The sequence below is a fragment of the Cellulomonas sp. Leaf395 genome, assembly GCF_001424125.1.
Taxonomy (GTDB): Bacteria; Actinomycetota; Actinomycetes; order Actinomycetales; family Cellulomonadaceae; genus Cellulomonas.
Genome location: NZ_LMQI01000005.1, coordinates 642,919 through 655,144 on the forward strand (window position 1 = coordinate 642,919; position 12,226 = coordinate 655,144).

Below are 12,226 nucleotides of genomic sequence, written 5' to 3' on the forward strand. Positions count from 1 at the left end.
GTCGTGGACTGCTCAGTCGCCACGATGACTGCCAGGCTCGTTGCCGATGTCGACGGCACGGATCGGGGCCGCTCCTTCTTCACCGGATCACCCGAAGGGAGCGGCGCAGCGCCTATCGAGGCCGTCAGGCCTCGTCAGGCACCTCCGCCGACCCCGCCGAACCGGCTCGCTCGGTCCGGTAGGCCCGGACGGCACTGTGCACGGTCGGGTAGAAGTGGTCGGGTCCGAACCGGCTGCCGACACCGAAGCGCACGAGGCGGTCCTTGACCGGCCCCTTCATCTCCGCGAACACCAGGTCGACCCCGCGTGCGGCGAGGTGGTCGTCCAGCTCGACGAGCTCGTCGAGCGCGGTCGTGTCGAGGCCCGTGATCGGTTCTGACGCGATGATCACGCGATGCACCGGCGTCGGGGCATCCTCGACTAGGCCCCGAACCCACATGTCGAACACGTCGCCGTTGGCGAAGAAGAGGGGTGCGTCGAACCGCGCGATCACCAGGCCCGGGACCCGCTCTCCCTCGGGGTGCCGGCTGAGGTCATGGAACCCGGGAACGCCGTCCACGCTGACCAGCTCGGCACGGTACGGCTCCCACGCCCGGCGCACGAACACCGCGAGCGACAACGCGACGGCGACGGCGATGCCTTGCAGCACGCCGACGAACGCCACACCCAGGAACGCCGCGACCAGCAGTGCCGCGTCGCTCCGGCTCATCCGCACGAGGCGGACGAGCGTGTGCACGTCGACGAAGGAGGACGCGGCCGCGATGACGACCGCGGCCAGGGTCGCCGACGGCAGGTATGCGGACAGGCCGGGCGCGACCAGCATGAAGACGACGAGCAGCACCGCGGCCACGGCACCGGTCAGCTGCGTGCGCCCGCCCGCCTGGACCGCGACCGGCGTGCGCGACGCACTTCCCGAGACGGGAAAGCCACCGAGCAGCCCGGTCGCGAGGTTCGAGGCGCCCAGCGCCCCCATCTCCTGGCTGCCGTCGACGGCCTTCTCCCCGCTCCCGCTGAGCGCGCGCGAGAGCACGGTCGTGTCGGCGAACGTGATGAGCGCGATGCCCGCCGCAGGGCCTACGAGCGCGAGCACGTCTCCGGGTTCGAGGCCCGCGAGGGCCGGCGCGGGCAGGCCGGACGGCAGAGCGCCGACCACGGGGATCTCGTCGGCGAGCACGAGCACCGCGGTCAGGACGCTCGCCCCGACGACCGCCAGCACGATGCCCTTTGCGGGGCCGCCCAGCGCGCGCGCCGCGACGATGACCGCGAGGGAGCCGACGCCGATCGCGGCCGCCGCGCCGTTGACCTGACCGTCGGCGACCGCGGTGACCGTCCGACCGAGGTGCTCCCAGACCGAGCCGGGAGGAACCGCGATGCCGAGGAGCTTGGGCAGCTGGCCGGCGATGACGACCAGCGCGATCCCGTTCATGTACCCGACGCGGATCGGCATCGACAGCAGTCCGGTCAGGAACCCCAGCCGCAGCACCCGTCCGCCGACCAGCATGAGACCCATCAGCACCGCCAGCATGCCGGCCAGCGCGACGGCACGGTCGGCGTCGCCAAGCGCGAGCGGCAGCACCGCGGCGCCGATCATCGGCGCGAGCGACGAGTCCGGCCCGAGCACGAGCACCCGCGACGGACCGACGAGCGCGTAGACGAGAAGGGGGACGATCGTCGCGTACAGGCCCGTGACCGGCGGCAGCCCTGCGGCCCCGCGGTGGGACGACGTCGTGGGCCGCCGCGACCATCGCCGACCCGATGGCCGCCTCGAGCCAGGTGCGACCGGTGGGCGATCGCTCGGACGGGACGCCCGGGCACCCCTGGCGCGCGCCGGGAGATCCTCGGACGCCGCGCACTCGCGGCAGCATCCCTCCGGGCGCGCCGACGCGATGGCCCGGAGGTGCTGGAGGCCGTCCCCTGACGGCCGCACGAGGTCACGTCGCCGGCGGCGCTCCGAGGCTGAGCGACACCCGGCGCCTGCGCGACCTGCTTCTCATCATCGATGATGGAGATCACTCGGGAGGGTGAGCACGAAGCGTGCACCAGGGTGGTGCTGCCGAGTGTCGAGAACGAGGGTGCCGTGATGTCGCTCCGCGATGTCGCGGGCGATCGCCAGCCCGAGCCCGATGCCGCTGGTCGCCGGGCGGGCGTCGTCGAGCTGGGTGAAGCGGTTGCGGCAGATCGCCGCGCTGGGCGGGCGTGGTCCGGACGTCGTCGGACTCCAGGAGGTCCGTGCCGCGAGCTTGCCCACGTGGCTCGACGGCTTGGCGGCGGCGGGCTTACCTCACCTGCTCGACAGTTCCGCCCAACTCGACGTCGCAGCTCTGAGCGGCCTCGAGTACCGGCGGATCTACTTCAACCTCATCGCGTCACGCTGGCCGCTGCTCCGACCCCAGATCTGCAGTTGGAGTTCGCTGAGCGCTACCTGGCGTCCGAGGTCGCCGGGACGGCGAGCCGTTCGAGCTCCACAACGTGCGTCTGCGTCCAGGGGGTGACGCGGGGGTTGGTGAAGGTCGAAGTGTTCGAGGCCCTGCACAGCCGGCTGGCCACGTACTCCGAGCGGCCGCGGATTCTCTGCGGCGACCTCAACACGCCACGGGCGGAACGTGAAGACGGCACCGTCGAGTTCTGGGGCGCGAGCCACCCGAAGCACCGCGAACGCCGGGACGCTGCGGAACGGAGCGTGATGCTCGGGCTCGCCGAGCACGACCTCCCCGACACCTTCCGTACCCTCAACGGCTATTCGGCGACCGACGCCAGCTGGGTCACGACCACCGTCGCGGCGACGACGCCGCGCAGTTGGCGGGTCCAGGATCGGTCCATGGTTTCCATCGGTGCCTCCCGAGTGGCCACACCCGAACGCTCGACCGGGCTCCCTTGCCCGCACCGCACTCGAGTAGTTGCCACGAAATGCGGCAGTCGTGCCGACGGGAAGGCCAGGCTCGGACCGACGCCGAACTCTGTCCGTCGAGCTGTGCCGTCGCCTGCGACTCGTGACGGTTCGCGACGGCCCACGCCGTGGTGGTGCGGACGTCCTGCCCGTCACGACGGTCAGGAGGAGAGACGCTTGCCGGTCTCGGTGGAGAACACATGCTCGGAGCCGGGCCGGATCTTGAGCCAGACGGTCTCGCCCTTCTTGGGCGGGCTGTGCGGCTCCACGCGGGCGATCACCTGGTCGGAGGTGATGGCCCCCATACCCGGACCCCCGTCTCGAGCCGGTTCGCCGTAGACGAATGCGTCCGAGCCGAGCGCCTCGACCAACCTGACACGGACGGGGAACGCTCCTGGCGTGCCCTCCGTGACGAGCTCCACAGTCTCCGGGCGGAACCCGAGGAGCACCTGGCCGCCCGCGGGCACCTCCGACAGCGTCCCGCGACTGAGGGGCACGACGGCGTTCCCGACCAGGGCCCCTCCGTCGGTCACCGCGAAGGTGCCCATGTTCATCGCCGGCGAACCGATGAAACCGGCGACGAAGGTGTTCGCCGGCATCTCGTACAGATCGAGCGGCGTGCCGACCTGCTGGAGCACGCCGTTCTCCATCACGGCGACCCGGTCGCCCATCGTCATGGCCTCGACTTGGTCGTGCGTGACGTAGACCGTGGTGACGCCGAGGCGGGTCTGCAGCGAGGCGATCTGCGTGCGGGTTTGCACGCGCAGCTTGGCGTCGAGGTTGGACAGCGGCTCGTCCATGAGGAACACCTGCGGTTGCCGGACGATGGCGCGGCCCATGGCCACCCGCTGCCGCTGACCGCCCGACAGCGCCTTCGGCTTGCGGTCGAGGAACGGCTCGAGGTCGAGGATCTTGGCGGCTTCGTTGACCCGGCGCTCGATCTCGTCCTTGGGTACCTTCGCGATGGTGAGGGCGAAGCCCATGTTCTGGGCCACACTCAGGTGCGGGTACAGCGCGTAGTTCTGGAAGACCATGGCGATGTCGCGTTCCTTGGGCGGGACGTGGGTGACGTCCCGCGCGCCGATCCGGATCGCGCCGGAGCTGACGTGCTCCAGGCCCGCGAGCATGCGCAGGCAGGTCGACTTGCCGCATCCGGAGGGCCCGACGAGAACGAGGAACTCCCCGTCCGCGATCTCCAGATCGAACGAGTTGACCGCAAGCCTGTCGGCGCCCGGGTATCGCCGGCTCACCTTGTCGAAGGTGATCGTCGCCATCGGACATCAGCTCCTCGACCCGTAGGCGCGGATCGGACGATCCTCGAAAAGCAGGTCACAGGCAGTCTGTCGCTCTTGCGAGGCCGTGGCAATCGTGGAGATCACGCGACTCCGGAGCGCAGTGGACCGTGAGCGGCGCGGGGCCTTCTCGGCCTGGCTTCGCGGCCACCAGTCCGTGACGTCACCCTTCCCCCTCCCGACCTCTGCCTCGCCGTAGCGTGGCGAATCAACTCTTGCTACGTTCGACCTGTCGACGTGCGCCGACCCAAGGACGCACCGCGAGGGTGCAAGGCCTGACCTCACGGAGTGCAACGGTGCCGGACGTTCGTGATTGACGTCCGCTCTCGACGGGGAGGGCTTCATGGCCACTCGGATTCGCCGGCGCGCGCACAGTTTCGGGGTTGCCGTGGCGGGCGCGCTGCTACTCGGGCTCGCCGGGTGCTCCCCGACGACGCTGTCGATCGACGCCGGCGCGCCGCTCGAGGAGGGCGGCTACACCGGTCCGCCAGTCACGATCGAGTACTGGAACGGGTTCACCGGTGGCGACGGCCCGTACATGCGGGCCATGGTCGACGAGTTCAACGCGACGCACGAGAACATCACGGTGAAATCGAACACCCTCGGCTGGACCGACTTCTACCAGCGGATCGTCGCTGCGGTCCACGCGGGACAGGGCCCCGACGTCGCCGCGATGCAGCTGGACAACCTGCCGACGCAGGCAGCCCGGTCCGTGATCGTCCCGATGGAGGACGCGATCGAGCAGATGGGCTTCACCGCTCAGGACTTCCCGCAGACGCTGGTCGAGGCGACGGAGTTCGACGGTCACGTGTGGGGGGTCCCGCTGGACTCCCACACGATCGCGTCGTACGCCAACACCGATCAGCTGACGGCCGCCGGTGTGACAGCGCAGGCAACGACCGGACAGGATTTCGGGTCGCAGCTGACGGCTCTGCAGACGGTCGGCGTCCCGGAGCCGTTCTGGATGCCGAACCAGTGGCCAGCGCACCTGATGTTCCTCAGTCTGCTGTGGCAGAACGGAGGCGAGCCCTACTCCGCGGACGGGCTGACGGCCACGTACAACAGCCCGGAGGGCGTGGCAGCACTCACCTGGATGGTCGACCAGGTGACGCAGGGCGTGAGCCCGACGAACGTGGCGAAGGACTCCCAGTACCTGGCGTTCAAGAACTCCCAGAACTCCGTGACCTGGGACGGCATCTGGCAGATCAACGACCTCAAGACCACGGCGCCCACCCTGAACTGGTCGCTCGCCCCGTTGCCGACCGTGTTCGGCCGCCCGGCCGCCTGGGCGAACTCGCACCAGCTGGTGATGCTGTCCCAGCGCAGCCCCGACCCCGACTCGCAGCAAGCCAGCAAGGAATTCATCAAGTGGATGGTCGAGCACTCGAGCGAATGGGCGGCCGCGGGGATGATCCCGGCGTACAACGAGGCGCGGAACGGTCCAGAGTTCACGAGCATGCCGCAGTCCGCACTGGCGGCCGAGGTGGAGAACTTCCACTACATGCCGTCGATCCCGGGCATCGGTGACGTCAACCAGCAGACCCTCGAGCTCGCCGTCAGCGAGGCGGTCCTGGGACGCAAGACACCTCAGGCCGCCCTCGATGAGCAGGCCGCCCGGGCGGACAGCATCCTTGCCAGCAATGCCGAGAAGTTCGCGACGGACCAGGGGTGAGCGATGGCGACCACCGACATCAGTGCTGCGGCCCCCACCGCGCCCGCCGACGAAGGGACGTGGGACCAGGCGAGGGCCGAGCGCAAGGACACGCGTGAAGGGTGGCTCTTCTGTGCGCCGTACCTGATCCTGTTCGTGCTGTTCGTCATCTTCCCCGCCGTGTGGGGCCTGTGGATCAGTCTTCACCGCTACGACTTCACGCTGCCCAACAAGCCGTTCATCGGCCTGGACAACTACACGAGCCTCTTCGACGGCAGCTCGCCGTGGTCGGCCGTGTTCTGGGAGTCCCTGCGAAACACCATCCTCTTCGGCGTCCTGTCGGTGCCGCTGCTGCTGGTGCTCCCGCTGGCGATAGCGATGGTGCTGAACCGGAAGTTCGCCGGACGGAACCTGTTCCGAGCGGTGTACTTCGCCCCGTACGTGCTGGGCGTGGCAGTCATCGCCGTGCTGTGGCGGTACCTGCTGGACACCAACGTCGGACTTCTCAACTACTACCTGGGAAGGGCTGTCCCTTGGCTCACTGACGTGCCTGAGGCGTGGGTGTCCCTCGTGGGGGTGACGGTGTGGTGGACCCTGGGGTTCAATTGCGCCATCTACCTGGCCGCGCTGCAGGGAGTGCCGCGCAGCCTCTACGAGGCGGCCGCGATGGACGGAGCGAGCCCGTCGCAGAAGTTCCGGAACGTCACGCTGCCCGGCATCCGCCCCGTGCTGGTGTTCGTGGTGAGCACGACGATCATCAGCTCGATGAACATGTTCGGGCAGTCGTACCTGATGACCGCGGGCGGCCCGGGCAACGAGACGCGGACGGCGATCATGCAGATCTCCGACACCGGTCTGCGGCAGTTCGACTCCGGTATGGCGTCGGCGATGTCCGTGATCTTCATGTTCTTCATCATCATCATCAGCGGCTCCGTCTTCCTGCTCACCAACCGCGACAGTGATGCGAGGACCCAGAAGAAGTCGAAGGCGAGGGCGACGGCATGAGCGCGCTGACCCGGGAACCGATGACCCCGGAAGAGATCGAGGCCATCCCGGACGACGAGGGAGGACCGGGAGAAGGTCGCCGCCGGCCGTGGTTGTTCTACACGCTCCTCGGACTTCTGACGCTGATCTTCATCGCACCCCTGATCTACATGGCGTCGACGTCGTTCAAGACCCCGGAGGACGCGATCTCCACGGTCCCGCAGTGGTTCCCGGCGCAACCCACCCTGCAGGCCTACGAGCGCGTGCTGAACGATCCCGCAACGCCAGTCGGGCGGTGGTTCGTGAACAGCATGGTCGCCGCCACGGCGAACTCCCTCCTCGCGGTCTCCACGGCCACCATGGCCGGGTACGCCCTCGCGCGCATCCCCTTCAAGGGTCGGCGAGCGCTGCTCGTGCTGATCATCGCGACGCTGTTCCTGCCTCCGGTCGTGCTGCTGGTACCCAACTACCTGACCCTGAACTACCTCGGCTGGCTCGACACCCTGCTCGCCGTCATCATCCCCGGGGCGGCTGGCGCTTTCGGCGTCTTCTTCATGCGGCAGTTCTTCGTCGGCCTGCCCAAGGAGCTGGAGGAGTCCGCCTTCCTGGACGGGGCCAGTCGGTGGCAGACGTTCCGCAGGATCCTCCTGCCGCTGGCCCGGCCTGCGATCGCCACCCTGCTGCTGCTGACGTTCCTGACAAACTGGAACGACTTCCTGTGGCCTATCTACACCCTGTTCAGCCCGGAGATGCAGACGCTGCCCGCGGGTCTGTCCACCCTGCAGAGCGCGAACAGCGTCCGGTACGACCTCCTGATGGCCGGCGCGATGATCTCGGCCGTGCCCGTCCTGATCATCTACTCGTTCACGCAACGGTTCATCGTCGAAGGCATCGCCTCCGCCGGAATGAAGGAGTGACGGCGGGAGCGCCACCGGCCCACGGGCACGCTGCCCGTCCGCTCGGTCGACATCGAAGCCCGGCTCCCGCTGGACGAACATCAGCCGCCGCGCCATGGCCTACTTTTGGCCAGATGTTGCCTGGAAGCGGAACTCCACCACGTCTCCGTCGGCCATCACGTAGTCCTTGCCCTCGATCCGAGCCTTGCCGGCAGCACGGGCAGCGGCGACGGAGCCGGCAGCCACAAGGTCGTCGAACGAGAGGACCTCGGCCCTGATCACCGGCCTGTCCCCCGCGGCGAGCACGCTCGGCGGAGCGGTGTGGACCAGGACCTGGATGACGATCGCCCTGGGTCTCGCCATCGGCGTCGCGTTCCTCGTGACCAGGAACGGCCGGGCCGACGAGGAGGTCGGGCGCACCGAGCTGCTGCGCTGCACCGACACCACGAAGATCAGTCGAGCATCAGGCTTCTGATCCACACGCCCCGCCGGGACCAGCCGCAAACCACCCAGCGTCGCCGGGGACCACCTGATCGCCGGGGTGTGTGAGTTGATCCACCAGCGACTCCTGGTGCGCGACCACCTCCTGGACCCTCGATCTCGCGCTCACGGGGATAGGTCGCCGCTCTCGTGGAGCCAACCGGCTGACAGCTGACGGGGCCGAGGCTCGTGCGCGCGGCGTCCGGTACCCCCTGCCGGCAGGCTCTGCGGGCCACCCGAACTACCCCGAGAGTCGAGCTCGCCTGAGGAAGCTTCCTGCTCCGGGTTTAGTGCAGGCTCGGAACTGGCCCAGGATGGACGATGTGCGCGTGGCTGCCGAACTCCTGAGTCCTGCCCGCCCAGCACGCCGTGGGCGTTCTTCGCCGTGCGAGGCTCGGCGACAGGCGCGCCCAGGTGGCTGCTTCTGGAGGACGAGCGTCCCGAGCCGGTTGTGGGCCTCAACGACGTGACGACACGGCTCCGGGAGCAGCTCGCCGGCGACCCACCAGGTGCGCCGTTCGACGACCGATGCGAACGGTGGCTGGAGAGATTCCTGCACCGGGCGCAAGCGGCCGAGCTCGCGATGCTGCCGCGCCGCCACCAGCGGGCCCTCGACCAGATGCGGCGCACTGGTCGCGCGTGCGCACAGCACGCCCGAGTCGAAGCACGATTCGACGACGCCGAACGGTGGGAAGCTCTTGCCGCCCTCGCCAGGGACGAGTCCGACCGAAGAGACGTAGACCTGCACCAGCTCGCCGAGATCTGGCTGGAGTTGATGCACCCCTACGTGCTCGAAACCCGCGCGCTACGTCATCACCACCCGTACAGCCGCCTCTCCGACATCGACCCGCTGCTCCTTGAACGACCCGTCGATCTCGGTACGGTCGAGCGCGCCTTGCGCCGCCTGCGAATTGTCGAGCCCCTCGCCCAGCGCGTGGCGTCCTGCATCCTCGGCGTCCCCGAGTAGTTGCCCCGACTGGGGCGCGCCCGCCGCTTCTCCGTACGGTCGAGCAACGACGTCACCACGGTGGTCTGCGTCAACAGCCGCCTCGCAGCGGGCGCCGGTCCGCGGCTAGCGAACGCGGCTGGCGGGTCCCCGACGAAGTGACCATCACGGGCTGGGACGACGGCAAGAGACGCCGCGATCATGCCGTCGAGCATCAGTACCGGCGCCGGGAGCGTGGACACGAATCCCGCTCGTGGTGGAGGGCCGCCACTCAGCGTTTCCGGATGGAGGACGTACGCCTTGGGCCGCCCACGGACTGCTCCGTCCGCCCCTGTACGCGGCGAGATGTTTCCCGAGATGCTTCCCGCCGGGCCAAAAAGAGAAGGTCAGGGGCTTGCTAGGATGACCCCCAGAAGCCCCTGACCTGCGCTTTCACTGTCGGGCTGACAGGATTTGAACCTGCGACCCCTTGACCCCCAGTCAAGTGCGCTACCAAGCTGCGCCACAGCCCGATGGCTTCCGCAGAAGCCTCGGAAACTCTACCCCACGGGCGAGGTGGTCCTGTCATTGGCGATCACGTCGAGCTCGGCGGCGACGACCCCGAGGATCACCAGGTCGACCAGCAGCCCGACGGTCGCGTCCCAGGGTGAGAGCCGGAACAGGAAGATCTGGGTGATCAGGAGTGCGACGAGGGCGGCGCGGCGGAACCAGCGGTAGCCGGCCTCGCGGTCGCGGCGGACCCGGACGAGGCCGACCACGGCGAACGCGGTGGACGCGAGCCCGCTGAGCAGGATGCCGGCCACGAGCCACACGGGCTGGTCAGCGGAGGCCCTCCACCCGTAGATGCCACGGGCGAGCGTCACGACGGACGTCGCGACCAGGACGGCGACGGTGACCCACGGGACCCACCGGGCACGGACGAGCCACCGGGATGCTGCGACGACCGACCGGGACGTCGCACCGATCGGGTCGGGGAGCTCGTCGGCGTCGTGCTCCACGGTGTCGAGCAGCGCGCGCACCTCGTCGGCACCCGGGACGTCGCCAGCGCGGGACAGGTACCAGCGTGCGCGGGTGCGTTCACGGGTGCTGAAGCCGCCTGCCAGGCCGGAGACGGCTTGGTCGGCGGCTGCGGCGAGGTACTCGGAGGGGTCGCGCGGGTGGCGTCGTTGAAGGGTGTCCGCGAACAAGCCCAGGCTGATGACCACGAGGTAGATCAGGGCGGCCGTCGGTTCCCAGAAGTAGTCGTAGTCGGAGGTGACGAACTTGCCGATCTCGTCGATGAAGAGCCCGAAGCCAACGCCGGAGACGATCACCGAGACACGGCGGGCGACGGGACCGATGAACGTCATCAGCCCGATGAACGCCAGCGCCATCAGCAGCCCGCCCCACAGGACGTGGGAGATGTGCACTCCCCCGCCGCCCAGCTGCGGGAACCCGGTCAGTCCCAGCAGCAGGCGCGTCAGGATGACGGTGGCGAGCGTGGTCACCAGGAAGCCGGTGATGTGGCTGCTCGACGCGGGGTCGCGTGGCAGGCCGAGCCGCAGGAGCGGCCGTCGGCGGTGCACGGACCCCTCGGGCGTCACCGCTTGCGCTTCTCCCGCACCCGCACCGAGATCGAGATGGGGGTGCCCTCGAACCCGAACGTCTCGCGCAGGCGACGCTCGATGTAGCGGCGGTAGCCGGGGTCGAGGAAGCCGGTCGCGAAGATGACGAAGCGGGGCGGGCGCGTGGACGCCTGCGTCGCGAAGAGGATGCGGGGCTGCTTGCCGCCGCGCAGCGGGTGCGGGTGGGCCGCGACGAGCTCCCCGAGGAACGCGTTGAGGCGCCCCGTGGAGATGCGGGTGTCCCAGGACTCCAACGCGCGCTCGAGCGCGGGGACCATGCGGTCGGTGTGCCAGCCGGTCTTCGCGGAGATGTTGACGCGGGGCGCCCACTGCACCTGCACGAGGTCCTGCTCGATCTCGCGCTCGAGGAACGGGCGGCGGTCCTCGTCCATGAGGTCCCACTTGTTGTACGCGATGACCAGGGCGCGGCCCGCCTCGATGACCTGGGTGATCACGCGCGTGTCCTGCTCGGTCAGCTTCACCGACGCGTCCACCAGGACGACGGCCACCTCGGCCTTCTCGATCGCGGCCTGCGTGCGCAGCGAGGCGTAGAAGTCGGCGCCGGACGTCTGGTGCACGCGGCGGCGGATGCCGGCGGTGTCGACGAACACCCACGGCTTGCCCTTGAGCGCGACGAGCTCGTCGACGGGGTCGCGCGTGGTGCCGGCGACGGAGTCGACGACGACACGCTCCGCTCCGAGCACCTTGTTCAGCAGTGAGGACTTGCCGACGTTCGGGCGGCCGACCAGTGCGACGCGACGCGGACCGTCGGGGATCGGGGTGCCGTGGGCGGAGACCTCGGGCAGCGCCTCGATCGCGGCGTCGAGCAGGTCACCGGTGCCGCGGCCGTGGAGGGCCGAGACGGGGAACGGTTCGCCCAGGCCGAGGGACCAGAGGTTGGCCGCGTCGGCCTCACCGGCGGGTCCGTCGACCTTGTTGGCGCACAGCACGACAGGCTTGCCCGCCTTGCGGAGCAGGCGGACCACCTGGGTGTCGGTCTCGGTGACGCCGACGGTCGCGTCGACGACGAAGATCACCGCGTCGGCAAGCGAGATCGCGACCTCGGCCTGCTGCGCCACGCGTGCCTCGATGCCGGCGACGTCGACCTCCCAGCCGCCCGTGTCGACAAGCGTGAACCGCTTGCCGGACCAGTCGGCGGGGTAGCTCACGCGGTCGCGCGTGACCCCGGGCTTGTCCTCGACGACGGCCTCGCGGCGGCCGAGGATGCGGTTGACGAGCGTCGACTTGCCGACGTTCGGACGGCCGACGACCGCGAGCACCGGGAAGACGACGACCGGCTCCTCGCCGATCTCGCCGACGTCCCCCGCGTGCAGGAGGGCAAGGTCCTCGTCCTCGAGCTCGTAGTCGGTGAGCCCTGCGCGCAGAGCCCGCTCACGGTCGGCGTCGGAGGCCTCGTCGGGCAGCGCAAAGGTCGGATCGGGCTCAGTCATGCGCCCATTGTCCCCTGTGCACCGACCCCGGGACG

General features: G+C 69.4%; 10 protein-coding genes, 1 tRNA gene and 1 pseudogene. 5 read left to right on the plus strand and 7 right to left on the minus strand.

Annotated features, from left to right (window positions below):
• Positions 1-124 precede the first annotated feature (124 nt).
• From ASG23_RS17555 to ASG23_RS17565, 3 genes are all read right to left on the minus strand, one after another.
• A complete protein-coding gene (locus ASG23_RS17555) occupies positions 125-1,927 on the minus strand; it encodes a SulP family inorganic anion transporter (RefSeq protein ID WP_235521220.1) in 1,803 nt (600 codons plus the stop codon).
• A gap of 66 nt (positions 1,928-1,993) precedes the next feature.
• On the minus strand, positions 1,994-2,248 hold the full coding sequence (locus ASG23_RS17560) for an ATP-binding protein (protein ID WP_056027689.1): 255 nt from the start codon (positions 2,246-2,248) through the stop codon (positions 1,994-1,996).
• 800 nt (positions 2,249-3,048) lie between these two features.
• Positions 3,049-4,161 carry an ABC transporter ATP-binding protein gene (locus ASG23_RS17565; protein WP_056027690.1) on the minus strand — a complete coding sequence of 371 codons (1,113 nt, stop codon included), beginning with the start codon at positions 4,159-4,161 and terminating at the stop codon, positions 3,049-3,051.
• 361 nt (positions 4,162-4,522) lie between these two features.
• Here ASG23_RS17565 and ASG23_RS17570 point away from each other — a divergent pair, with 361 nt between their 5' ends.
• From ASG23_RS17570 to ASG23_RS17580, 3 genes are read left to right on the plus strand one after another with little or no spacing between them, the layout of a single operon-like run.
• On the plus strand, positions 4,523-5,851 hold the full coding sequence (locus ASG23_RS17570) for an ABC transporter substrate-binding protein (protein ID WP_157465732.1): 1,329 nt from the start codon (positions 4,523-4,525) through the stop codon (positions 5,849-5,851).
• 3 nt (positions 5,852-5,854) lie between these two features.
• The gene (locus ASG23_RS17575) at positions 5,855-6,835 is read left to right on the plus strand and encodes a carbohydrate ABC transporter permease (RefSeq protein WP_082516306.1); all 981 of its coding nucleotides are present in this window, start codon (positions 5,855-5,857) and stop codon (positions 6,833-6,835) included.
• On the plus strand, positions 6,832-7,731 hold the full coding sequence (locus tag ASG23_RS17580) for a carbohydrate ABC transporter permease (RefSeq protein ID WP_235521221.1): 900 nt from the start codon (positions 6,832-6,834) through the stop codon (positions 7,729-7,731). Before ASG23_RS17575 ends, ASG23_RS17580 begins: the two co-directional genes overlap by 4 nt.
• 99 nt (positions 7,732-7,830) lie before the next feature.
• Here ASG23_RS17580 and ASG23_RS17585 read toward each other — a convergent pair.
• Positions 7,831-7,998: pseudogene (locus ASG23_RS17585) on the minus strand (DUF933 domain-containing protein); the annotation flags it as partial.
• A 49-nt stretch (positions 7,999-8,047) separates the two neighbouring features.
• On the opposite strand from ASG23_RS17585, the gene ASG23_RS20170 reads away from it, so the two are divergent.
• Positions 8,048-8,185 (plus strand): hypothetical protein, encoded by a 138-nt coding sequence (locus ASG23_RS20170; protein WP_162242699.1) that lies wholly within the window; start codon positions 8,048-8,050, stop codon positions 8,183-8,185.
• Positions 8,186-8,641: 456 nt separating this feature from the next.
• Positions 8,642-9,157, plus strand: coding sequence for a hypothetical protein (locus tag ASG23_RS17590; RefSeq protein ID WP_056027696.1), 516 nt, complete (start codon positions 8,642-8,644; stop codon positions 9,155-9,157).
• A gap of 417 nt (positions 9,158-9,574) precedes the next feature.
• On the opposite strand, the gene ASG23_RS17595 is transcribed toward ASG23_RS17590, so the two are convergent.
• The 3 genes from ASG23_RS17595 to der all read right to left on the minus strand — a co-directional run bounded on the left by ASG23_RS17595 (position 9,575) and on the right by der (position 12,191).
• A tRNA-Pro gene (locus tag ASG23_RS17595) sits at positions 9,575-9,648 on the minus strand.
• A 27-nt stretch (positions 9,649-9,675) separates the two neighbouring features.
• The gene (locus ASG23_RS17600; RefSeq protein ID WP_056027698.1) at positions 9,676-10,719 is read right to left on the minus strand and encodes a hypothetical protein; all 1,044 of its coding nucleotides are present in this window, start codon (positions 10,717-10,719) and stop codon (positions 9,676-9,678) included.
• Entirely contained in the window at positions 10,716-12,191 is a 1,476-nt protein-coding gene (gene der, locus ASG23_RS17605) for a ribosome biogenesis GTPase Der (protein ID WP_056027700.1), read from the minus strand. The genes ASG23_RS17600 and der overlap by 4 nt, the downstream gene beginning before the upstream one ends.
• Between the last annotated feature and the right edge of the window lie 35 nt (positions 12,192-12,226).